11 protein-coding genes are annotated in these 25,185 nt (G+C 47.4%); 8 read left to right on the top strand and 3 right to left on the bottom strand.

Translation table 11 applies throughout. The features are described 5' to 3' along the window. Window positions 1–100: 100 nt before the first annotated feature. The 8 genes from BUB18_RS23485 to BUB18_RS23450 all read left to right on the top strand — a co-directional run bounded on the left by BUB18_RS23485 (window position 101) and on the right by BUB18_RS23450 (window position 15,758). Complete coding sequence (locus BUB18_RS23485; protein ID WP_073085735.1) at window positions 101–3,136, top strand: ankyrin repeat domain-containing protein; 3,036 nt, start codon at window positions 101–103, stop codon at window positions 3,134–3,136. Beyond that, window positions 3,133–5,925, top strand: coding sequence for a hypothetical protein (locus tag BUB18_RS23480; protein ID WP_073085733.1), 2,793 nt, complete (start codon window positions 3,133–3,135; stop codon window positions 5,923–5,925). The genes BUB18_RS23485 and BUB18_RS23480 overlap by 4 nt, the downstream gene beginning before the upstream one ends. Before the next feature lie 474 nt (window positions 5,926–6,399). Beyond that, window positions 6,400–8,763, top strand: a complete 2,364-nt coding sequence (locus tag BUB18_RS23475; protein ID WP_073085731.1) for a TonB-dependent receptor domain-containing protein — start codon at window positions 6,400–6,402, stop codon at window positions 8,761–8,763. 82 nt (window positions 8,764–8,845) lie between these two features. Then, window positions 8,846–9,028, top strand: a complete 183-nt coding sequence (locus BUB18_RS23470) for a hypothetical protein (RefSeq protein WP_073085729.1) — start codon at window positions 8,846–8,848, stop codon at window positions 9,026–9,028. A gap of 70 nt (window positions 9,029–9,098) precedes the next feature. Further along, on the top strand, window positions 9,099–10,400 hold the full coding sequence (locus tag BUB18_RS23465) for a radical SAM/SPASM domain-containing protein (RefSeq protein ID WP_073085727.1): 1,302 nt from the start codon (window positions 9,099–9,101) through the stop codon (window positions 10,398–10,400). A 1-nt stretch (window position 10,401) separates the two neighbouring features. Further along, on the top strand, window positions 10,402–12,606 hold the full coding sequence (locus BUB18_RS23460) for a peptidase domain-containing ABC transporter (protein ID WP_073085725.1): 2,205 nt from the start codon (window positions 10,402–10,404) through the stop codon (window positions 12,604–12,606). Between the two features lie 410 nt (window positions 12,607–13,016). Next, window positions 13,017–14,831 carry a glycoside hydrolase family 30 beta sandwich domain-containing protein gene (locus tag BUB18_RS23455; RefSeq protein WP_073085723.1) on the top strand — a complete coding sequence of 605 codons (1,815 nt, stop codon included), beginning with the start codon at window positions 13,017–13,019 and terminating at the stop codon, window positions 14,829–14,831. A 60-nt stretch (window positions 14,832–14,891) separates the two neighbouring features. After that, the gene (locus BUB18_RS23450) at window positions 14,892–15,758 is read left to right on the top strand and encodes a hypothetical protein (protein ID WP_143160072.1); all 867 of its coding nucleotides are present in this window, start codon (window positions 14,892–14,894) and stop codon (window positions 15,756–15,758) included. Between the two features lies 1 nt (window position 15,759). Here BUB18_RS23450 and BUB18_RS23445 read toward each other — a convergent pair whose 3' ends face one another. The 3 genes from BUB18_RS23445 to BUB18_RS23435 form a co-directional block, all read right to left on the bottom strand. Beyond that, window positions 15,760–17,643, bottom strand: coding sequence for a 7TM diverse intracellular signaling domain-containing protein (locus tag BUB18_RS23445; protein ID WP_245805728.1), 1,884 nt, complete (start codon window positions 17,641–17,643; stop codon window positions 15,760–15,762). A gap of 111 nt (window positions 17,644–17,754) precedes the next feature. Next, entirely contained in the window at window positions 17,755–19,614 is a 1,860-nt protein-coding gene (locus tag BUB18_RS23440) for a hypothetical protein (RefSeq protein ID WP_073085719.1), read from the bottom strand. Between the two features lies 1 nt (window position 19,615). Continuing rightward, window positions 19,616–25,183, bottom strand: a complete 5,568-nt coding sequence (locus tag BUB18_RS23435) for a hypothetical protein (protein WP_073085718.1) — start codon at window positions 25,181–25,183, stop codon at window positions 19,616–19,618. Between the last annotated feature and the right edge of the window lie 2 nt (window positions 25,184–25,185).

The following is a 25,185-nucleotide window of genomic DNA, read 5'->3' as shown; positions in this document are numbered from 1 at the left end:
GTACATGTGAAAAGTGTCCATTATATTTGCTCCTGCTATATTCGTTACGATCAGATCAGCGTGGCCCCGATACAATGCAGGTAGCTATATCAACCAAAATATGACAAGAATTATCTCTGTACTGCTGTTTATTTTACTGTCGAACTGTGCCTATAGTCAGCACAAAGAACTATTTAAAGCAATTGTTGCCGCCAACTATGACCAGGTAGTTGGGCTCATTGATAAAGGAACCGCCGTTAACGGGGTATACCAGCGGGAAACGGCCCTTACGATTGCGACCCTAACCGGCAATCGGAAAATGGCCGCGTTACTCATCGATAAGGGAGCCACCATATCTGCACAAAATTACCAGGCATTACAATACGCTATTCAGTTTGGGATGGCCGATGTGATAGGGCTGTATGTTTCCCATATGCGCAATGCCAACTGGCAAACGTTTCTGCCGTACCACGGGGTGGTGGAAGAATTTCCAATCCAGGCCGCCAGGTGGATATTGGAGGATTATATGCCAGGCGGTACATCGCCTGACCCGGAAGCCCTGCCATACCTGCGGATATCAAACGACTCCAAACGCGCGATTGCCGCTGTGGACACCCTGCTGAAATATCAGGTGCCAGCGGACCTGGTGGACGAGGAAGGGCAGACGGCCCTGGACCTTTGTTTCGCGATGGATTATCCCCGGCTGCCCATGCTATTACACCTGATGGAGCGCAAATTCCCCTCCAGGGCAGGCGTGGGCCCTTCCCAGCTGGCATATGCGGGTATACTCGCCAAAAATGATTCTTTCGTGATCAGTGTGCTGCAAAAGAGTCCACAGGTGATCAACGCCACCATCAAAGGCCATCCGCTGCTGCATACCACCTTATTATCCGGCAACGACCGCCTGGCTGATACCCTGCTGGCCATGGGGGCCAACCCCGCACTCACCACACCTGCCGGCAGGAACGCTGCTCATCTGGCAGCCATCGGTAATTGTACGCGCTTTTTTGAAAAGCACCATACACTGCTGCTGCCGCTGATGATGCAAAAAGATACCAGTGGATTAAACGGCCTCGAAACCGCCGTGGTATATGGAAACGACGCGTTTAAGGAGATGCTGCTGGGCCATTACCTGGATACGGCGGGTGTGAGCTCAAAAGTATTTCCCCTGATAGCCACACTTTCACAGGAGCATGAAAAGATATCTTTTACAGACGGAACATTCAGGTTCATCGCCCAGATGATTCAAAGAAATAATTTTCGCTACTCCAACGATGCGGCTGATCTCGAGCCACTATATAATTATGTGAAGCAAACGAAGCCCTCACCGGCAACGATGCAATATTTCATCCACCTCCTGACCCATGTCAGGGATACCGCACTGACTACCGCCACCTTCCAGGGCTGGTACGGATATCTCAATAGTCAGCAAAAAACAGTGTTGTTAAGGTCCGCCATTGACAGAACGGCCACCTTGTTTTTCCTGGCAAAGCAGCCGGATGCGGTCACTTTGTGGCCGGTAGTGGCGGAATGGAAACCCGACCTGAATCAACCTGGCGCCTATATGGAGCGTTTAACCATTACCGCTGCACATGCGAAGAACTGGGATTTTTTACGCTTGTTAATTCAAAATGGCGCAAGGGTGAATGATCCCGGTGCCACCTATTCCCTGCTGTTTGCCTGCGCTGCACAGGGAGCGCTCGAAATGGCACAGTTTCTCCTGGCACAGGATGCCCGCCTGGCTCCTAATGAAATAGATATATTGTTTGAGTCGGCCGACTACCTCGGTGAAAGGCCGGTAGTATTGCAGTATATCCTGACCATGGAATTACTGAGAAAACAAATGCTCACTATTAACCCCGCAGATGATTTACCACTGAATAAACCGCTGACTAAACGAAGGAGCGACCTGGTTAAATATGAACAATACCGTAATCTTAAGCCGGTGAATGTACGCATGTTATTAAGGCAGCTTCCTGCTAAACTGGCTATGGGCTTTCCGGATGAAATGAAGCCGGATGCGGAGGTTTCATTTGGTATATTAGGGAAGATGAGCCTGACCTTTAAAGAGCTCGACTATCTACGCGCATACAATGAAAAAACGACGTCCCGGTATTTCTCCCTGTCCACCTATATCCCGGACTTCGGTTACCGGCCGTTTATAGATCTTGGCAGCCTTTCACCGGCAGATTTACAAAAAGCAAAGCTACGCACAGACACCAAACTGGATTTCGAACTGCCATTTATCCCTTATGATTCCCTGTACCCCGTTACGTTTCCCATTGCTACTATCAGCAACGACAATTATAATACCCTTAGCCCACTGATAAAGATTATTCACGGGAAAGATACCGGAATCGTGATCAGTGGCGCCGAGAAGGACACATTTGACCTGAGCACGGATAAGGTAATTGCAAGAATGCCTTTTGTGGCGGACAAGTCGGCCCTGATTAATATCGGGATCAACATGCACGAAGGATACAGTATCGACACCCCGCGGAGCAACCAGTTCATCGACCGGTTGAAATACTACCAGCAAATAGACGCCATCAATAAACAACTGATCAAGTCAAGCCTGGGAGAAGGAAATGGCTATAGCCATACTTTTGAACATAAAAAATTTCAGACAGTATTGCATGTAATGTCGGAATACGCCGCACAGCAAAACTTCCTGTATAAAATTCAGCAGGAGCTGAAAGAGGAACTGGCCGGCATTAGTAACTACAATACACAGCTGAAAAGCGTTTATAATGCCCTGAACCAGGTATTGGTGAATCCGGGCGACAAATCCCAGCTGCTGCAACTCTTAGATAAACTGCTCTCCGAAGTAAGCAGTGCAGAATTGAAGCAAAAGCTGCAGGTGCTGCGGGAACAGGTGAAAGGCAGTGCGGATAGTATCGCTATTATTGACCTGGTAGCCACTTTCCTGAAGGAAGGAGTATTTGGCCCGGTGAATTATTCCGTGGTGCATGTACAAACTTTACTTTTTGAACTGAGCCAGATGCTGACCAAAAAACACCTGGAAGAGCTGTTTAATAACCAGTTGAAAATTCCGGAGAACAGTAAAATCTGGAATGCCAATAATGTCGTATTTAAAGAGAATGATATCGATGGGAAGGGAGGTGTTATCATTAAAAACTTAGTAGGCAAAAAATGAGGAAGAAGATATTTTTATTGTTTTTGCTGGTCAATATCACTGTTGGCGTATTTGCCCAAAATTCCAAATACGGAGATGAATTCCTGGATTGGGTGAAGAAGGATTTAAGCGGTCAGTCCCACAAGCTGGCCGATGAAGATGTGCATGTAAAATGGATGAATTTCTTCAACGCCAAATCTGAAATGCGCCTGGAATTAATAGATTATATCGACTCCACCCTGCATGCCATACAGGTGAGCATGGTATCATTTGAGGCGGCATACGACTCTTTACAGCAGCTGCCACAAACAGGGCCGCAGCAATTGCAGCTGGCCATAGAACGCTATGAAGATGCACGCAAGAACCAGATAAAGTTAAACGACATTGGTTATTATATGCTGCGAGCGCGGCGAATCATTACGGATATTGATTCGGCAGTTACCATACCTGCTTTTATTCATTCCGGCTTAGTGTATGCAGGCCGCGAGCTGTTATTTGAATCGGTACTGAAAATGGGTAATAATGTAGCCAATACCGCCAGTGATAAATTTGCCGTATCAGCATCTGCCAGCTATACAGAAAGTTCGGATGGCAGCTCCGGGGAATGGTCAGGAAATGCCAACAACATCGGTAGTGCCGCTCTTGCCTCTATGCCTTTCTACTACAATCAAATGGTGGCCATGTACGGTGCTGAGGCGGCTGCTACTTATTTCCCCTATGTTTTTGTAGCCGTAATGGCCTACCAGTTTTATCAGAGTGATCAGGAGCTGAAGCAGATGCAGAAGGTGTTTGACGGCCTGCATATGCTGAAAGATAAGATCATTCAGGCTGATAGTTTGCATCGCCTCTCCAACAGGATATTTTACGAGGAATATGAAAAGAGGAAACCCTTTCTTACCCAGGGAACGCTTTTCCTGGATACACTTGCTATGCACTGGAAACAGGCAATCGTATATAACAATGCCAGAAACAATGCGGCTGCGCATATCCTGACTGCTGAAAAGCTCAAAGCCATCGAACAACAGTATAATATTTCAGATAGTATTAAAGCCATCTTTGATCAATCGCTGCTTAATGAAGTGCTGCTATATTCCAGCAGGAGCTACCGCGAGCTGCAGCAATTCAAAGGTGATGCGCTGCGTGGCTTTAACAAAAGCCAGCAGGACTTTCTCCGGTTAGATCAATATGAACAAAACAGGGAGAAATTAAGTCTGTTAGTAAATGAATGGATCAGCAACCGTAAGTTAATCCCTATTTCCAGTTACCTGAATTTCCTGAAGGTGCAGCTGGAAAAAGATAGTGTGGATGTGAGGGCAGGCTTGGTGAGCGGGCATTTTTTGAAAGACAATAATGCCGCTTTGGTGATGATAAATAAGATGGTTGAAAAACAGGTGGCAAAGCAAAAAATGAAGGTAGCTCCGGTACTCAGGTTCCAGCAGGTTATACCGATGACAGCGCAAATTTCCGACAGGCCCGGGTTTTATTACATCAATTACGATGGTTCCAATTTTGGCCTGGGTTATAGTTATGGTACTTATCACCAGCAGCTGAATAACGGGGGCGCCAGTCCATTGACGGACATCCTCGGTTCTGTTCGCGATGGCGGCTTTTCTACGGATAACCGGGGTGGCCCTTATGGCGTAACGGAGATAGGTAAAGCCAGAAGCAACATAAACAAACGGGTGGAATTACTGCAACAGCGCAAACAACAGCTGGAAGAAATTACCACCCAATGGGAGCAAAGAAATACTGCAGCACTGACGGAAAAGCTGGCTTACTCCGCTAAGATGCTGAAGCAATATGACTATAATGCCTCACGCGTGATGCATGAGTGGGGGAATAATGGTAGCCAGACGGTTAACCTGCCGAATGTAATACCCTTCCGGTTAATGACCACACCTGCTTTGCAGCAGGGTATTCCGGGAGTGGGTACTATTGGTGCGGATAATCCGTTAAAGCAAATCCTGACAAACGACGGGCTGCAGTATGAAATGTTTAAACGTGATTTAAACATTACCAAAATCAGGCTGGAAATATTGGATTATTACAGGCAGGGGAAGCCACATCCTGTATTTACCTCCAATGCAGATTTTGAATCGTTTGGGCAACGGGTGAACCAGGTGAGTCGCTATGCCTCGGTGTTTAACGACAAATCGTCCAGTACCTATACCAAATTCCCGCTGCAATGTGAAATGGCCGCGAAGCATCATACTGATAATTTAAAATTACTCCGCCTCTATAGTCAGGGCTTAATTCCGGAAGCGGTGCTGAATGACGCATCCGTGCTCAATCCGGAGCTCTACGCCTATGAGATTGGCAACATGCTGAAAGAGTTTGGTAATAGTTGTAATGCAGCGGATGCTAATGGCGATACGCCTTGTAATTTGTATGTATCGCTGGCACTGAATCGTGTGTATGGGCTGGAAGGTTTTTATACCACCAATCCTAACGGAACCAAACGCTATATGGCGGCAAATGAAATCTATAATTACCTGACTGGTGACCCCAGGGGCTGGAAGATGATTGGCCCGGCAACTATGCAGCAAAACCTCTATGATGCTGCATTCTATGCCAGTCAGGGTAGGGCAGTGGTGTATGTGAGTCCCGGTAACCCGCATGGTCATGTGGCTATTGGTATGCCATCCCTCTGCGAAGATGTGAGCAGCGGCGCTGCATACGCAGGATTGAAGTTGCCAAGAGTGACGAGCTTTTTCCTGGGACGCCCGGAAGCCAGCTTTTATAACCGGCCTATTTCCTACGCCTGGTCAAATCCGAGGGATGTAATGATTTTTGTGTGGGAGCCTAAATAGGTATTGCTGGCATATTGCAGTGATACATTGATTAGGATTGCGACTTATCATATGGTTGCTGATAACTGCGGTGGTATTACATCTGCCGCAAATTATGTAAGGTGCATGCTGCAAAAAAAAATAAAAAATTCAGCAGGAAAAATTTCTATATAATAAAAAAATTATTTTATCTTCATTTGCATAGAAGAAAATCTGAAGGAGAGAAAGTAGTGAAGACCCAACGTTAATCCTCCTACTACCTAGAAACGGCTGACGAATCAAAGGACTCAAATAACCATTAGTATTAACCTGTTTATTTAAAATTAAAATCATTCTGACTGTCCGGCTAACTGAGTTTAGTTCACTTTTTCGGGTTACAGTTTTGTCGAGTATTACTAACAGCACTTTTTTGGAGTGAACACTCCTCCTGTAATTCTTTGCCCTAACTTTTCCTGGTGTTAAGTCCAGCCGGATAACCATGTAAATATTCGAATAATGAGTAAACAGACGGCACTAGTTACACTGGTACTGGTGATGTATTGCTGCCAGCCACTTTGGGGCCAGCACCGCATTGCCGGTAAAATTACAGACAGCACATTCCACCCTATTGCTTTTGCTACTGTCGAGTTGCTGCAGGATAGCATCCCCGTTCGTATTGGCTTTGCTGATAGTACCGGGAGTTATACACTCACTGATATCTCACCTGGCAAATATCAGCAGGTGGTGAAATACCTGGGTGATAAAATTTGGGCAAATACAATGCAGATATGCCGGGATACGGTCATGGATATACGAATATTTGCCGTTGCCGGCAGTAACCTATCAGGTGTAACTATTACGGCTAATCGTAAGCTGGTGGAACAGGTGGGCGACAAGTTGATCTTTAATGTTGAAAACAGTTTCCTCTCAAAAGGATTTAGTGCGGTGGAAGTATTGCAGCGTAGCCCTAAGCTTACAGTAGGAGCTGACGGAGAGGTGATCATGGGCAACAGGAGGGTGACGCTCCTTATCAACGGCAGGAAATCCACCTTACAGGGTGCGGCGCTGGGCAGTTTCTTGTCAGGTCTTAATTCGGAAGATATTAAACGCATCGAAATACAAAATGCCGCGTCGGCAGAGCAGGATGCCAATGCAGGCGGAGGCATGGTAAACCTCGTGCTGAAAAAGAAGCTGAACGGCTTCAGAGCAATTGCTAAAACTTCCTACCTGTTCCGGAAAGAGGATTATGGTACCTATAATGGTAACCTGAACCTGAATTACGGTTCAGAAAAGCTGGCAGTATATTCGGTACTTGGATATAGCCGTAACCGTGACCTCGGTAAAACAAACGGAACTTTTGCCTATCAATCCGGCGTTACCAATACCAATACAGCCACCTTTGTGCAGCAGGATAACAGTTTGGACCTCAGAACCGGCCTGGTATACTATCCGGATAACAGAAATGAGTTTGGCGCAGAGGCCTACTTTAATAAAAACGACTTCAACTTCAATGAGTACGGTACCCAGCAGCTGACGGTGAAGAATACAGCGCCGGTAAATAGTAATATCCATTCCGTTTCCGGGTTTGAGAATAAGCCCTGGTACGTTACATTGAACTATGGCTATAAACCCGATACCCTGGGCAGTAGCCTGCAGTTTATTGGTGATATTGGAAGAGATAACAGCGTACCCTTTAACAACGTACAAACCAGCTATCCCGGGGATGCGAGCAGAAACGGCCATTACATCTACCATACTACTGCTTTATCCGATTATTATACCCTGCAGCTGGATTGGACCCGGAAAATGAGCAATGGTATGGACCTGCAGGCTGGGATAAAATATGGAAACGTACGGCGCAGCAACGTATTAATCCCGCAGTTCCTCAAAGATAACGAATGGGTGATTGACCAAAATCAGCACCAGGACTTCGACAACCAGGAAAGCATTCTTGCCGGATATGCCATGGCCAGCAGGCAATGGAAGCACCACTTTATAAAAGCCGGGCTTAGAGGAGAGCGTACGGCTGTTAACGGGTTTAACAGGATAAATCATCAAGAGGTGAGTCAGCATTATGCCAGGCTGTTCCCTAACATCTACTATAAATATAATTGGACAGATAATAAGAGCTTTTCCGTTAATTATAAACGTAGCATTACCCGTCCTTCATTTGCGGATTTAAACCCCTATACGGTTAAGCAAAATGATTATTTGTACCAGGTAGGGAACCCTTACCTGCAACCATTTTTGACAGATATAGGTGAGCTGAGCCTGGATTTGCCCGCCCAATCGTTGACCATTTTTGGAAGAAAAACGGTGAACACTATTCAGGGCGCTTACTATACGGACAATAACCTGGTGAATTATTTCCAGCCCCAAAACTTTGGACGATTTTATGAAACGGGGATCGACCATAATTACAGCGGTAATGTGACCAAATGGTTTTATGCCAGCATCAGTACCGGTATTTTTTATAATGACTTTGAAGCGATCGATGGGGTGAATACCGCCGGCCTGTCTTTTTACAATAATATCTACTTCCATTTTAATCTTTCCAATAGCTGGTCAGTTGATTTGTTTAACAACTATCAGCACCGGTATCGTAACAAAAACTTGTTGGGAGAGCCGAAATACAAGACAGATGTGGTATTAAGGAAGACTATTCCGCGGGCTGGACTCATACTGATGATGCGTGGCAATGATATTTTTAATACCCGCATTGATGAGAACCTGTCGTATTACCGGGATTTTACTTCTTACTTCTACATGAAACGCCTCACCCGCAGCATACTATTTTCCGTACAATATACTTTCGACAACAAGCGGAAAGTAAGTAACCAGCGCGTGAGTACGGATAATGAAAGCCGACAAAGACTTTAGCACTATACAGTGAAACTCGTTGCAACAAGGAGATTGCTGAAAATCCTGAAGAGAGTAAGCATGATACTTAAAACTTAAAACCATGAAAGCAAAAAACAATTTAAAAGGTCTGGAGAAAAAAGTAACTCCGCTGAAACAGAACGAACAGGGCAAACTGAAAGGTGGATTCTCTGCATTTGGTGCCACTGAGCCTATTAAAACAGAACCAGTAAACGTAAACGTGGATGTGGCTTCTGGTCATACCTGTGCTTGCGCTTGCAAATGATTTCAATCGTTAAAGCCGGTTTTAGCATGCTAAAACCGGCTCTTTAAGTAAGCCTTCTAAACCCAATCGTATGAAATTAAGTCGATTTAACACCGCCGTTCCATATGGTGAAGCCATTGTTTATCATAATTCCTTTGCCAATAAATTTCTGTTGCTGGATAGCTCCCTGTATGATATGCTGATGGTGGTAAAAACACCGGCGGACCTCGAAGAACTCCACGAAATTCATGAAGATTTTTATGACGCCCTGGTACAGCTGGGATTTATTGTGGAAGAGGAAATAGACGAATTGCAGCGTGCCCGCGATCTGATCAGCAGTATTGACAACCAGAATCACTATTTCCATTTGATTGTAAACCCCACCATGAACTGTAATTTCAGCTGCTGGTACTGCTATGAAAATCACGAGCGGAAATCAAAAATAACAGATGATGTGATTGATAAGATTGAACTGCTGATAGAAAATATCTTTCAGCAAAACCCCAGTATTGAAATATTCAGTCTCTCGTTTTTCGGTGGTGAACCCTTGCTGTTTTACGATAAGATGAGTATTTTAATGAAGCGGGCCAAAGCGATTACCGACAGGCTGGGTAAGGAGTTGCAAATATCCATCACCTCTAACGGCCTGCTGATCGACAAGGAAATCATTGAAGAGCTGAAAGGATATATCGTTTCCGGGTTTCAGATTACACTGGACGGCAACCGCGATCAGCACGACCAGGTACGCTTTGTATCTAAATCCAGGGGCTCTTATGATAAGATTATTGCCAACATAAAGGACCTTGCGAGAAATGGATTTATTGTGACCCTGCGCATCAATTTCACCGCAGCCAATTTAAATGGCTTGGAAGATGTGATCAACGACCTGGAAGATCTGACGGTGGAGGAAAAAAGCCTGATCTCACTTTCTATGCAAAAAGTTTTCCAGGAGCCGGGTACGCCTGAACTGGTACAACGGGTAGCCGAATTTAAAGAATATGCCAAACAGCGTCATATTTTCCACAGAAGCGCTATCCTGGCGGATACAGTACGCAGCTCCTGCTATGCGGACAAAGTAAACGAAGCGGTGATCAATTATAACGGGGACGTATATAAGTGTAACGCCCGTGACTTCAACCAGAAGAATAAGGAAGGGGTGTTAAACGAGCAGGGCGAAATCATCTGGAATGAGCAGCATACGCGCAGGCTTACCCCAAAACTCACCAACAAGCCTTGTCAGGAATGTTCTATCATGCCTATCTGTGGCGGTGGTTGCAGCCAGATGGTACTGGAAAACCTGGATAAGGAGTATTGTGTACATGAATTTGATGAAAACAGTAAAAAGCAACTGGTGCTGGAAATGTTTTTAGACCAACAGACTACAAGTATATAAGATGAAATTTTTTCCTCAGCATGATCAGATGGATTGCGGGCCTGCCTGCCTGGCCATGGTGGCTTCTTATTTCGGTAAAACCTATGGGTTGACCTACCTGCGGGAACATTCCTTTCTTTCCAGGGAAGGGGTTTCCCTGCTCGGAATCAGCGAGGCAGCGCAGCGAATAGGGATGGAGGTACTGCCAGGGAAACTGACCACGGATATGCTGACGGAAGAAAATACACCGTTGCCGGCCATCCTGCACTGGAACCAGAATCATTTTGTGGTACTAAGTAAGGTGCAGCGGCAGTTATTTACCGGAAAGTTGTTGTTTACCATTGCCGACCCGGCCCATGGATTTATCACCTTATCCAAAGAGCGCTTTGAGCGGCAGTGGTTGTCAGACGGGGAGGAGGGCGTAGCTTTGTTTTTACACCCCACACCAGCCTTCGATAACTTTGATCCGCCAAAGGAAAATAATGCCTCTATCCGGTACCTGTTTAATTACCTGGTACCTCACAAACGCCCGTTGGTTTGGATGTTGCTGCTGCTGTTGTTTGGGTCCTGTATTTCGCTGACGTTTCCGTTTCTTACGCAGCGCCTTATTGACAGTGGTGTAAATGGTAAGGACCTGCATTTTATTACGCTGATATTGCTGGCACAGCTAAGCTTGTACCTGGGCTCTCTGGGGATGGAATTGCTGCGCAACTGGATGATGATGGTGGTAGCCACGAAGGTGAATATTCAGATAATATCAGATTTCCTGCGGAAGTTATTGAAGTTGCCCATTAAATTTTTTGACACCAAGCTAATGGGCGATTTCAACCAGCGTATAGCCGATCACGATAGGATAGAAACTTTCCTGACTTCGCAGAGTTTGCTGACTTTTTTCTCCATGATTACCTTCCTGGTGTTTTTTGGTGTGCTGTGGTATTACCATCCACAATTGCTCCTGATTTACCTGGGGCTCAGTGCTGTAGCGGTTGGATGGTCGCTGTACTGGATGAAACAGCGCAAAATACTGGATTATTTCCGGTTTCAGCTGAGGAGTGAAAACCAGCAGTCAATATTTGAGATCATCAATGGCGTTACAGAGATGAAGCTGAACCAGTTTGAGGATTATAAGCGGACAGAGTGGGAGAAGATTCAGCATAAGATTTTTAAAATCAATATCCGCAGTTTGCGTTTAAACCAGGTGCAGCTGTCCGGCTTTGAATTCCTTAACCAGCTGAAAAATATACTGGTGACTTTTATGGCGGCATCGCTGGTGGTAACCGGCCATATGACGCTGGGGGCCTTGCTCAGCGTGTCCTATATTATTGGACAAATGAATACGCCTATCAATCAGCTGGTGAACTTCTTCAGATCTTTACAGGATGCGAGGCTAAGTATGGCGCGACTAAACGAAGTGCAGCAGCACCAGGAAGAGGACGCAGGGGAGACCGTATCCGTTCATAGTAACGGTAGTGGATACACTGACCCCGGCCTTGATTTCCGACTCTCCGGTATAGATTTTCAGTACGAGGGACCAGCATCTCCCTATGTTTTAAAAAATATAAACCTGCATATACCCCAGGGAAAAGTAACAGCGATAGTGGGGGCCAGCGGTAGCGGGAAAACCACGCTTATGAAGCTGCTGCTGAAATTTTATGAGCCGGTAAAGGGGCAGATTTATCTGGGAGAAAGGCCCTTGCAGGAAGTCACGCACCTATGGCTGCGGCGCAACAGTGGGGTGGTGTTACAGGATGGGTTTATTTTTGGAGATACTATTTTGCGCAATATAGTATGCGGAGCTGAAGAAATTGATATGGAGCGGCTAGTACATGCCATGCGCATCGCGAACATCAATTCCTTTGTGGAGCAGCTGCCGCTGCAGCTGAATACGAAGATTGGCGCCGCTGGCAGCGGTATTTCCGGGGGGCAGCGACAACGGATTTTAATTGCGCGGGCCGTTTATAAAAATCCCCAGTTCCTCTTTTTCGATGAGGCTACCTCCGCACTGGATGCCGAGAATGAAAAAGTAATACACGATAATTTGCAGACCTTCTTTAAAGGGAAAACGGTGGTGATCATTGCCCACCGGTTGTCGACCGTAAAAAATGCAGACCAGATTATTGTTTTGAAAGAAGGCCAGATCGTTGAATTTGGCACCCATCAGCAATTGGTGGCCAGGAAGAATAATTATTTTGATTTGGTAAAGAATCAGTTGGAGTTGGGGGGGTAGAAGCAGCCGGGCCTGGATTTGAATCCCAAAAGATGTCGCGAAGGTTAGAGCAAGTCCACTACAATTGGGAAAATTTACATGTTTTTTTAGTGTATTAAAGTTAATGGCGTTACACCTAAACTTTCCTGCAATACGGTGCTGTTCAGCACCTGCCTACTGATGTGATATGTGATTTAAGTGAATTAAATACCTTTCTTACATATTGAAAATCATGTGTTTGTGACAAAATTTCCTTGTTTTTTTGCCTTTTATTTTGATAAATTTGGTGAATTAGATGAGCAGAAACGTTCATATAGCCTTTCCCGTTAAGTCAAAAGTTTGATAGTAAGACCACGATGATGAAACACCCGATAACCATCACCACAAGATGAAGCACATACCCAGTTTATAACCAATAAAAATTCCACATTATGAAGAAAAACTATCTGCGGCTTGCCGCCGTGGGCATGCTATGTATTGCACTATTTGCCTGTAAAAAGAATATCTATACACCTGAAGAAGGGGCGGGCAGCACTACCGTCAGGGCCAATGAATCCGTGAGCATCTGGCAAACTACCGGCAGCCAGAGCCAGCTGCTGCAACAGCAGGGCAATGTTACCTTTGCGCCTGATGCCGGCACCGCGGCCACTACCATCACGGTAAATGAATCCACCACCTATCAGAGTATGGACGGATTCGGATTTACCCTCACCCAGGGCAGTGCCAAGTTAATCAGTAATCTGTCGGCCACCGCTCAAAACTCCCTGTTAAACGAATTGTTCAGTCCTTCCAGCGGTATAGGCCTCTCCGTAGTGCGTATAGGCGTGGGCGCTACTGACCTGAGTGACTATTCCTACACCTATCGGGATGGTGCGTCCTTTAGCCTGGCAGGCCCCGATCTTACTTATACTATCCCGATTTTAAAGAAGATCCTGGCGATTAACCCGGCCATCAAGGTGCTGGCAACACCCTGGAGTGCCCCTACCTGGATGAAAACCAACGGCTCCTTTGTAGGCGGTACCCTGAAGGCAGAAAACTATGAAAGCTACGGACAGTACTGGCTGGACTATATGAACGCCATGCGTGCACAGGGTATTGAAATATGGGCAGTAACGCCGCAGAATGAGCCGCTGAACCCCTATAACGAGCCCAGTATGACGCTTACCAAAGAAAATGAACTGGGACTGATCAACAGCTATATGGGTCCTAAGTTGCGGGGTGCCGGCTTCAATTGTAAAATCATTTGCTACGACCACAATTGTGATAATACGGAGTTCCCGATTTATGTGGCTAACAACAGCTCCTATGTGGATGGCTCCGCGTTTCACCTGTATGGTGGTAATATTTCCGCCATGACCACCGTGAAAAATGCCACCAACAAGAATGTATATTTTACCGAGCAGTATACTTCCACTACCGGCAGCTTCTCTGGTGACTTGTCCTGGCATATTCAGAATGTGGTAATCGGCTCTATTAACAACTGGTCCAAGGCTGTATTGGAATGGAACCTGGTGAGCGATTCGCAGGGAGGACCGCATACCCCTGGCGGCAGTACGGTATCCCGGGGTGCGGTGACGATCGACGGCAGCACTATTACCCGCAGGGTGGGTTATTACATCATTGCACACGTGTCAAAATTTGTACAACCGGGCGCCGTGCGCATTGGCTCCAACAGTTCAGGTAGCATTCAGACAACTGCGTTTAAAAACAGCGATGGTTCTAAAGTGCTACTGGCTTTCAACAACAGCTCTTCCAGCGTTTCTTTCAAAGTGAAATGGGGAAGTCAGTCGTTTACCTATACCATCCCCGGTGGGGCCGCTACTACCTTCAAATGGTCAGGTAACGGTGGCGGCACTACGCCAACTGCGCCTGTTGGCCAGAGTATTACCCTGAAAGGCTTTAATAACGGGTATGTAAGCAGCGAAAATGGTACCCAGGCCATGACCTGTAACAGGACTACCGCTTCCGGTTGGGAAACATTTACCGTGGTGGATGCCGGCGGCGGAAAAATTGCCTTGCAGGCCATGGGAAAATATGTGTCGTCCGAAAATGGTGCCCAGGCTATCACCTGTAACCGCACTACCATAGGCGACTGGGAGAAGTTTGACTGGGTGGTGAATGCGGACGGTAAAATATCCCTGCGGGGCAACAATGGGCTGTATGTAAGTTCTGAAAATGGAACGCAGCCTATGACGTGTAACCGTACCAGTATTTCCGGATGGGAAGCATTTGGTGTGAATCAATAATTATTTCCATTCAGTTTACCCACCGCAGCATACTGCGGTGGGTAAACCAATTTTCAGCCCATGAAATTATTTTTTCTAACCGCTATTTTATTGGTTAGTTGTATGGCCGTACGGTCACAGGAGGTTGAATTATCTGGTGGCTATCAGGTGACAAACCTTCGCTGGTCGATTGCGGGAAACAACAGGAACGTACTGTCGGAAGTGAAGTGGCGTGCATTAAGCGGTCCACTGCTGCAGGGTAGGCTGAAATTTAGTCCTGTCAGGCGGGTGTTTGCAGGCGCGGAGGTTTCCAAATGCTTTATTACATCCGGAAGTGCTACTGATACAGATTATGGAGATAATAACCGCAGCCTGCCAACATACCAGGCGGAATTGAGAAGTGACGAGGGTTCGATATGGACCTGCCGTATTTTTGGCGGTTTTAATTTTCTGCTGCGTAAGCGGCTGCAGCTGTCGGCAATTGCCGGTTATACGGCAAACAGGGAAGCTTTATTGCTGCTTAATTACACCGCACCGGTACCCGGACAAAAGCATCTGCGTTGTACCTATCAAACCAGCTGGAAAGGATTGTCGGGAGGTGTGAATGGTTGCTATCAGGTAACTTCCTGGATGGATGTACAGGCTGAACTGCAATACAGTCAAATGCACTACGCTGCTGAAGCGGACTGGAACCTGATTGACGCCTTTCAGCATCCGGTTAGTTTTAAGCAACGGGCTAAAGGATTCGAGTTACGCTTAAATGCTGCCACGGTATTTAAATTGAATCAATATCTGTCGTTATATATTGCCGGTGCGTACAATCATGCTGCTACCGGGACTGGTACAGATGAGTTGTACCTTGCTTCCGGCGCTGTACAAACCACGCGATTCAATGGTGCCTTTGCAAATGCGCGGAAAGTTTTGGTTGGTACGCGCATAGCGTTCTGATTTATGTTTTCCTGATCAAATCCGTCCAACTGGTTTTTTTATTTTTTTTGGTAGCATCCAGGAGATTTTTAATCCGTACAGCGTATGCCCAGCAAGTGCCCTGGCGCATACCGGTTTTTTCAGCAATCTGGTAGGAAGAGATATTACCTTTTGTGATGAATACCAGGTACACGATATAAAAAGCTTTATTGATCGGTATCCGGTTGTTTTCAAAAATAGTGTCGTTAAGGGGGGATTCCTCGTAAGCACATTTGTTGCAGCGGCGACTGTAAGGTCTGCGGCCTTTGCTGAAGTTAGTGTAATTACATTTTTTACAGGAGAAGCCATTGTTCCATTTTAAATCTGCCAGGAACTGGTAACATTTCTCCTGGTCCGGGTACTTATGGCTGAACTCTTCAAAAGTAAGCTCGGTAGCGGTTATACGGGCATCCGTTATTTTTTCAATATTAGTTTTAAGTACTTCGTTATCTTTTTCAAGTAGTTTATTCATACGGGCAATTTCCTGCGCCTGCTCGTAAATTTCCTGTGCCTGAAGCGCCAGTTGTTCGGTGCGTGCGGCTACCTGTTCTTCCAGCTGCTGGTTGATGTTGGCCTGTAGTTTCAGGTTGCGCTGTATATGGAAAAACGCGTCATCCTGGGCTTGTTTTTTCTCTTTTCGTAGTAACCTTACCTGATCACCAATGGAAAAAGAAAGGAATACCATTTCCAGTACAAACCCCAGCACCAGTCCATAGTGGGCCGCTACTGCCAGGTTTCCGCTTACCAGTCCTAATACATTTACCAGTTTTACAATAGCCCCTGCAAACAGTAACGCATATCCCAGCACAAAAAAGCGCGCAGGCTTAAAGCCTTTGTACCAGATGATTAAACCGGCAATAAAGGACGCAAACAGCGGGATAAAATCCAGAAATTTATAGATAAACCATTCTTTTTTCAATAGCAGGCAGATGAGGAAATAAATGGTGCGCAGGAGGATAATCCCGTTTAAAACCCTGTATAGCACAGGGCTTTGTCGTTTAACCCGCAACAGTGTTCTGGCGAAAATGAGCGCAAATATGCTCATGCAATATAGCGATATGCCATACATGTATACATTCAGCCCCGGGTAGCCCGGCCAGATAAACTGGAATGCTATCCCGTCGGTGCTCATTTCAAAGAGTCCCACACTAACGATGTACAGCACGTAATACAGGTAGTGGCTAAGGCCGGTAGCCAGCAGCATCAGCAGGTTGTAAAAACAGAAAACGAGGATCATGCCGTAGAAGAGTCCATACGTGATATACTCCACCAGGGCATAGTTAATAAACCGCACCATGCTGCGGTAAACCATGATAAAATTGATCTCATTCAACGACTTCACCCGCACATAGTAGGTATAGGTACCCTTTGACAAATCAGGAATCTGAAATTCGAAATTCTTATGCCGGTACAGCCGGTAGCTGAAATGCACGCCGGCACCGGAGTGCGAGGATATATATTCCCCATTGGCCTGCGGCAGGTAAACCGTAAGATCGTCTATGGTTTGGTCGAAGAATTCGATGATGCGCTGGTTGGCAGCAATAGAGTCAGTCAGCGTTACTCTTACTTTAAACCAGTATGCGGAGGACTGATGTACGTTCTTTGGATAATAGCCGGTGTTGGGTTGAAATGCAGCTGCAGTATCCAGTCGCCTTACCTCCTGGAATGTCAGGTTGCCGGATGTGTCTTCCAGCCAATGGATCTGCGAATAGGTAAAGATATACTCGTTGGTGCCGGGGTGAATAGTTACCGGTTGCTGGGCTTTCATGCAGGTGAGTATGCAGCAGAGTAATGCTGTTAAAAAGGTTTTTAGGGAGATGGCAGGGGCGGTTTTGGTGGAATGCATCGTGACTCCTGGAAGCATCATGAACGTGGAATAACTGTGTTAAAATCCTAAATTAATGAAACGCTGGGATTTCTGCTATAAAAAAAGGCTCTCTTGTGGAGAGCCTTTACATGTCAGGTATCTTAAAGTTATTTATTTCTTCAATATCCTGTCAAACGCCAAATTACTCGCTCCTTCGCCTCTGCCGGTCTGTTTGCGTGTCCCCAGCCACGTGAATATCCCGCCGTTATACCACCGTGTACGCTGATACGCCCGGTACACGTTACTGCCTGCGCGCGGTACTTCTTCTTCATTAATAAAATAGCCCAGCCCTTTATCCAGGCCTTCGCGCAACAAGGGGGTACGTGGTTTTATTTTTTCCGGTTTACCGGAAGTATCATTATCCAGTATTCTTGGCATCGCTGCACGTTGGAGGTGTACGGCCCTTTTACCTGCATCCTTTTGCACAGGGATGAACGGAATCCAGTTTTCCGGTACGGTGTTCATCACCTCATATCGAATGGCCGCTTCATTGGGAATCAGTGGTACGGCTGGCGGCAGTGGACCGGAGGCGTCCAGTAATTGCTGATATTTGCGGCGTAGCTCCACGGCAGCTTCCCCGCCGGATTTGCCCCAGCCGGTAGCTAATGGAACCGTGGTTTCTACCGCCCATACCATATTGGCTACTTCATCGCGGATAAGGTGGATTTCTTCCAGTGGCGCACCTTCCAGCATTTTAGGAGCAACAGGTAGTATCAGCAGACTATTATCCGTTTTTTCAGGGCCTTTTCCTTTGGTGTTCAGGGTAAACATGCTCCACTTATTCCAGGCATCGTCCAGGCCGCGGCCAGCGGCTTCTATCCATGTTCTTTCACCAAATACATTGGTCACCGTCATGCCTTTGATGCGGGCAATACTACCTGCATCCAGTGTAAAGGGCAGGAGGAACCAGTCATTGGCATATACCAGCGCAAATTCAATGTACAGGAGCTTGCCCAGGTCGGTAGGGCCTGGATTTAGTTTCCCCAGGTTTGTGCGGCCATCCTCAAACGCCCACCAACGCGTGTTAGGCATACCGTCGAACTGCACCGGCACTGGCAGAAAGGTATTGGTAACCGGCAACTCTGTATCCGGCGGCGGGGGTGGAGTATCACCCAATGTAGTTTGTTTGGGGTCTATGTCGAGGTTGTACCAGTCCAGGTGGCCATGATAGTATTGATCAGCCGTTAATACTTTTTCAGTGCCCTCCACTGGTGCAGAGCAGGCAAACTGGTATTCCAGGCTGGAAGGTTTCCATGCAGTGGTAGCAGGATCCTCAGGTTGATAAAATAACTTGCGGAACCAGGCAATAAACCTCCCGGCCACCGCATCTACGGCTGCCTGTTTCGTTCCGTCGCCCGCCAGTTCCGGAATATTATCCCATGCATGATGCGCAGGGTTTTGCAAGTGTAATAGCAACTTAACGCCATCCATACTTCTGCCCGCAACGGCATTAAACTGCTGCCATACTTCCTTGTGGGCAGTGCGGGGAGCATCCTCCTTTTTGTCTTTGTCCGGAGCAGTCACGGGGTAGTTACCAATATAGGAATTACGGTAATCACCCACCGCAGCTACCATCTTCAGCCATTGCCTGCCCATGAGCAGGCGAATGTCCAGCGACAGCTCCTGGGTGCCGTTAATGAAAGGAATTGGCTGCTGCTCCACCTGTGCTTCCAACGGCACGGCGTCTGTAAACGCCTGTACCGGCCCTTCTCCGGCAAGGTATTTTGTGAGGTGGGTGCTGCCCATATGAATTTTTGAAAATATGGGGGAGCCGGCATCATCGCCAATAAATTCACCCATCTGCCATTGGCGGGTGAGCATCCATAGCGGATCACGCACTTCGGCCCTCAGCGCCCGTTCCAGGTTGTCGGTACGTGGACGCCCTTCCAGCCGGTTCCACAGCGTAATAGTGCGCAGACTCCTTTTGGCCAATACTTCTGCAAGGTTATCAGTAACTACATACTTATTCATATCAGGGCTTTTGCAGTATTTCGTGAATAGAATTATTGAACCCGTAGTTCAGTGAAATCGAAATCGGATGCACACTCATAGACGACACTACTGCCGGCAGGAAGCGCGCATAGTTGGTGGTATCTATCTGTTCCGGCTCAATTGCCCGTGCCTTGGCTGCTTGAAATGTTTCATGAACAATTTCCTGCAGGTCGCTCCAATTCCAGGCGCCGGTATACACCGGCGGCATGGCCAGCAGCATCACCTGCGGCGGTTCCGCATTCGGCTTATCATAATGAAATGCGATGCCGGCAGTTTCCTTTTTCGCCGGTATCAATTCGGTCCACTCGTCCAGCAGCAGTCCGCATTGTGGTTTGGATGCATCAAAAGCGGTGGCGTAGTGTGCGGTGTATAATAACCTTTCACTTTCAATCTCGTATGTTTCCGGGTAAGGTACAGCCAGCCAGTGGTCCGCATTTTTATAGGGGAACTGCACCGGATGCAGTGTCAGTTCCTTGTTCACTAATGCTTCTGTCAGCAACACGGTGTTTTCCCAATGGTGCATATGCTCCCGCACACGTGCAATACCGTACAACCAATCGTCTACCGGGAAGTCGGTGCTGGCCTGGCTATGCAACAACAGCTGGGCTTGTGCCGCGTGACTGTTGGCCCATTCCTGTGCACTGGTATGGCCGGGTGTAAATTCCGGTACCAGTTTGAAATCTTCCTGGAAGAGTTGCTTTGCAGCTTCCAGCAACAGGTCTACTTTCTTTTTGCTGTCTGGCAGTGCGGCGGAGGCAGTGAGCAGGTCGCCGGATTTCAGCAGGCGTTTTTTCAGGTCGGTCGAAAGCGCCAGTGCCTTTACTGCCAGGTCTTCTACGGCATTGATAACAGCTGTTTCCACGCTGGCCACTTCAAATGCTTCTGTATCGTAAGCAATCACTGGTAGCGCCGCATTGGTTTGCTGTAGCAAGTCAAATACCTTGTCGGTATTGATGCTGAGCAGGTCCTGAAATACTTTCAGTTTGTCAGTGAAGCTCAGTTTCACTGGGATGAGCTGCGTTTTATAGGTATCTGGGTCTGGCGGTAAGGTTAAGGCTACCGTAGAAACCAGTACTCTTGCCTGTTCCAGCAGGTTGAATTTTTCTTCAGTAGAAGTGGAGAGCGGCAGTGCATCATAATCTGTCATCAGCTGTTCAAAGTCGGCTGCCTTTTTCGTCCAGCGCGTTACCAGCTCATTTATTTTAGTGAGCAGGGAAGTGAAGAGACTGCGCTTTGTTTCGTAAATAAAGCCGATGCCAGTTTGCGGCAGCCCGGCAGCGCCGGCAATATTCAGGATAGCGGCATACCCATTCATCAGCTGATCCACTTCGCTGAGTTGTTGACTACGGTTAGCCACCATATCCGACAACAGGGTATCCATATGCGTTAGATAAGCTTTCAGTTGATTATCCACGAGCGATTGCAGGGCATTTCGCCAGGTATGAATCCGCTGCGGATTGAGTTGTTGCTTGCCAGGTTCCACAGGGCTGGTAGCAGCTGGTAATAGTATATCCGTTGCCGTGAGTGCCCTTGATTTCAGTAATAAGGTAGCCACGCTATTCAGCAGCGGCGCCAGTTCAAAGAAGGTGAAATGCCCGCTGATGCCTTTGATGTAGTTGATCTCCACCACTGTGTCCGGGCGGATGCCAGGTTGCTGCATCACCAGAAAGGTGATCCTGTCGTCCAGCTCTTTCATCTGTTGCTCGCTGTCCAGGTTCACGGTGTAGAGGATGTCAATTGGCTGCAAGCCCAGGTTTGCTGCGGTAATCTTCTTATCGGTAACCCCATTGTAGGATACCAGGCAGATGATCTTATCAGTAGGGGGTAAAATGCTTTTCAGCCATTTGTTGACGGCAGGTTCGGCCTGTGCCCGTGGCGTGGCTTCCAGGGTGCCATCCAGCCCTGCTTCCAGATGCAGTCCCACCCGATGGGTGAGGTTAATACCGCTGCGGGGTGTCTGGATTACATCCGGAATGGGAGGGAAGTTGCCTTTGGCATAAGTATCAAAGGAGGCAGCGCCCCGTTCGTAATTGCCTTGTACTACCTGGTGTACGCTTTCCGCCATGGCTACGTCAGCGATGGCATCGTTGATGTCCAGGATATTTTTAACTTCGGCGGCTACGGCTATGCCCTGGTTAGGCGTCGTAAAATCCGGCAGCCAGGCCTTGCCGAACGGATAGCTGCTGTGCCCCGTTTTTTTAATGTGCGTGATCAGTGCCAGCCCGTCTATTACATTCCTCGCCTCAATAGCCTCCACGGCATCAATCGGAATGTCACTGCTTTCATCCACTTTGGTATCTTTATCTTTATTGGCCACCAGGGGAAATGCTTTGCGCAACTGATAAATATAGTAGTCCAGTTCTACACCGGGGTGCGACTCATGCAGCCCACGTTCCAGGTAGTATCCCAGCAAAGCCCCGAGCGACTGTCCGCCACGAATACCTTCAATTACCGACAACGCCTTCCGTACGCGCTCCGAAGAAAGATTAATCCGGAAGGCATCCGGATTGCCATTGGAAATATACCCGTTACGCAGGATAGAGGCCGTAACGGCATGATTCACGGATGGTGCCAGTATAAAACCTCCGTTGGTATTATCTTTTACGATGGGTGTGGGATCCTCCTTTATAAAAATATCCTGTAATTCTTTTCCTTCCGGCACAAAAGGTGTAAGTACCTTATTTTCTGATCTTACATTTTCAAGGTAGCCATATGCACCCAGGTAAATTCCTTTGGCAGCTTGCTGCTGCCCACGTACTTTCGTCAGCTGGTAATTTACCAGGCCATTCTTCCAGGCATCCAGCCGATAGCTGCAGCAGTCAATATGCTCCGTGAATAACCTTTCCAGCCTGGCGGTAGGCACATCTTTCAGCCATTCCAGTGCGTCCAGCTGATCGCCGAGATATTCGGTAGCTACATCCATTTTGATGAGCTTGGGAATATGATCTCCTAACAGGCGATGAGGGCTGCCGGTAATTTTCTCCGCGGGTTGGTACAGGAAAAGATATTTACTTTCTGAAACGGGCGCTTTTTGCTGTATGTTAATGAAGGGAGGCTCCTGTTGTAATACTTTCGCATGCTCGGGTGTGATCAGGGCTTCCCGCAGGTAAAGGAATCGACTCACTTCAACATAACTCAGGTCAAGTGCATGGTGCAGCACGAGGTACAGTAACGAGACAGGAATTTTATCATCCAGGAAACCCTGCTGTTTGCGCAGTGCATCATGGGAGGTTTGTGCTGCCTGTATCAGCCAGTGGATATAATTTTTGTTGTCCGCACCGGTTACATACTTACGTATAGCCATTGTTTCAGATAAGGGCTGATCATCCACCACAGGGCCTTTCAGTTTATTGGCCTGTTCCCAGAAAAATTTATTTAGGATGTCAGGTGTTACATCACCAGTATAACCCAGCTGCTTCAGCAAAGCCTTTCCTGTTTCAATATAGGCACCGGCCAGTAGCGCCGCAATAATTTCTGAGAAGATGCCTTCCAGCTTGAAACGGTTCATGAAGTCTTCCTTACTTTGGCCCTGCCGCTGGTAAAACTCCACCGTACCTGCATTCTGGCCCAGTACATCCAGCAGTACGCGGTGCGGGTCTGCTTTCGTTTTGCCTACAAATGAAACTGCAGGTAATAATTTAAGAAAATCGGCATCTACCTTTTTCAATAATTCGTATAACCGTTGCAGGTAGTTATTTCCGGTGTTGATTGCGGTGGTTGGAATACCAGTTGTATCAACGGTAATGCCCGGTACCGGGGTATGTGGCTTAAACCAGCCTATCTTGGAAAAGTTGGTAACAGGGAGAATACCATACGGCTGTTTGCCCACCTTTATGGCAGGAACGGTATTGCGGCCTGAAATATAGCGGTTAAAGAAGGTGCGGGTAGCGGCTATGTCCTCGTTCGTAAATACGCCATGCATCATGGTTTCCATCATGTAACCCAGCGTAGCCGGCCAAAGTGCCGTATTCATCAGGCGAGCTTCCTTCTGATCCGTATGATCGCTGTTCAGCACTTTCTGCAAGGCAGCAGGATTGATCCCAAGTGCCTCTGCCAGCCACTGGCCATCACGCTTTTCCAGTATATTGGCAGTAAGGTCAAAGAGATGATCTTTTTTCCTGTTGTCGTAGCTCTCATCCGGATCATCGATATATTGATGCGAAGTGCCTTCCTCTTCTGTATTGTTAGTAGGTGTGCCCTGCGGTAAAATGATACAGCCTTTTTTGCTGATGCGATGATGTTCCAGCAAGGTTTCCAGCAACTCCTGACCTTTGGCGGCACTGCCGCTCATGCGGATGCCCAGTGCGCTGATCCTGCTGAAACCCTGTGCAACCTGCTCCGCTGTAATATCAATTTTAAAGCCCAGCCCTATTTTAATGGCCGCTTCAAAGTCCGACATCCACCGGATGTCATCGTGCAGGGTAAGGTCGCCATTGTCATGGCGGATGAATTGTTTTTCCGGCTTGGCGCTCGGGTCAGGTCCCACTATTAATGGAGATGGGATAGGTTCTCCCAAAACTTCAAAACCTACATTATTCCCCTGGTAGCCTGTTACTACAAAGCGATCCGGCATTACAAACACTTTCGGTGCCTGCGACCACGACTGTTGTTTGGTATTTACCGCTGCTGTATTTTGTAGTTGGAGAAATTCCACCTTTACCACTACATCTCCCCGCTCCAAATCTTCCGGTGGCAGCACAGTAATATTCACCGGCTTATAAGTCGTGATATACTCATTTGCCTTTTCTGGCCCCACTACATCCACCAGGTCTTCAAAAGCGCCCTGCTGTTCTGCCAGGTCGGCGTAGCCTACCCAGGATCTGGTCCAGTATGCTTTCAAAGCGTCCTGTGCGATGTCCCCCGGCAGCTGGGCGGTGGTAATCACGAGAATAATTTCGTTGACCGACAACCGTTCAGGCCTGCCCGTTAGGTCCGCCGGCTTATAGTTATCCAGGATATAACCTGCCCTTCCGGAACCATAGCCATCTACCATCACTCTCCACGCCGCACGTTCCATGCTTTCGAGCCCACCGGCTTCCCAGTACTTTGCCCAATAGTATGCGGCATTTTTTACCTCCGCTTCAGATAGCATCTCCTCAAATGAGTCTATCATAAAATCATCCGGGAAAATTCTGATCCACAGCTGATCTTTAAGCACCTGTCGCTCACCCATCACTTTCTTGAAACGGGTTTCTATACGTACCGGCATTAACAGGAACGGATAGGCATCGTTAAGCCGGGAAATCTGTTGACGAGGATCTGTAAATACACTGAATTTTTTATAGAGGTCTGCCGCTTTTGCTTTACTGCTGTTCACTTCCTCCTGGAGCTGGCCTACCGCATTTTTCAGTGTTTTCTCCTGGCTTTCCAGGGCATGCAGTTTTGCCTGCTGCGTTTGATCGTTGGGGTTATAAGACCTTAACAGGTTTTCCTTTTCGGCTGCAATGCGTTTCAGCTGTTCACCTGCGGCCAGGAACGAAAGATGTGCAGCGGCCTGGCCGCTACGCGCATCATCCAGTTCTTGTCTTAAGCTATCAAATTCTGCCATGT

Source organism: Chitinophaga jiangningensis (assembly GCF_900142605.1).
Taxonomy (GTDB): domain Bacteria; phylum Bacteroidota; class Bacteroidia; order Chitinophagales; family Chitinophagaceae; genus Chitinophaga; species Chitinophaga jiangningensis.
This window is presented reverse-complemented; position numbering and strand designations above follow the sequence as displayed.

What these genes read in the sequence shown, in the direction of transcription:
- BUB18_RS23485 (WP_073085735.1), top strand. Translation starts at nt 101, where the DNA reads ATGACAAGAATTATCTCTGTACTGCTGTTTATTTTACTGTCGAACTGT.
- BUB18_RS23480 (WP_073085733.1), top strand. Translation starts at nt 3,133, where the DNA reads ATGAGGAAGAAGATATTTTTATTGTTTTTGCTGGTCAATATCACTGTT.
- BUB18_RS23475 (WP_073085731.1), top strand. Translation starts at nt 6,400, where the DNA reads ATGAGTAAACAGACGGCACTAGTTACACTGGTACTGGTGATGTATTGC.
- BUB18_RS23470 (WP_073085729.1), top strand. Translation starts at nt 8,846, where the DNA reads ATGAAAGCAAAAAACAATTTAAAAGGTCTGGAGAAAAAAGTAACTCCG.
- BUB18_RS23465 (WP_073085727.1), top strand. Translation starts at nt 9,099, where the DNA reads ATGAAATTAAGTCGATTTAACACCGCCGTTCCATATGGTGAAGCCATT.
- BUB18_RS23460 (WP_073085725.1), top strand. Translation starts at nt 10,402, where the DNA reads ATGAAATTTTTTCCTCAGCATGATCAGATGGATTGCGGGCCTGCCTGC.
- BUB18_RS23455 (WP_073085723.1), top strand. Translation starts at nt 13,017, where the DNA reads ATGAAGAAAAACTATCTGCGGCTTGCCGCCGTGGGCATGCTATGTATT.
- BUB18_RS23450 (WP_143160072.1), top strand. Translation starts at nt 14,892, where the DNA reads ATGAAATTATTTTTTCTAACCGCTATTTTATTGGTTAGTTGTATGGCC.
- BUB18_RS23445 (WP_245805728.1), bottom strand. Translation starts at nt 17,643, where the DNA reads ATGATGCTTCCAGGAGTCACGATGCATTCCACCAAAACCGCCCCTGCC.
- BUB18_RS23440 (WP_073085719.1), bottom strand. Translation starts at nt 19,614, where the DNA reads ATGAATAAGTATGTAGTTACTGATAACCTTGCAGAAGTATTGGCCAAA.
- BUB18_RS23435 (WP_073085718.1), bottom strand. Translation starts at nt 25,183, where the DNA reads ATGGCAGAATTTGATAGCTTAAGACAAGAACTGGATGATGCGCGTAGC.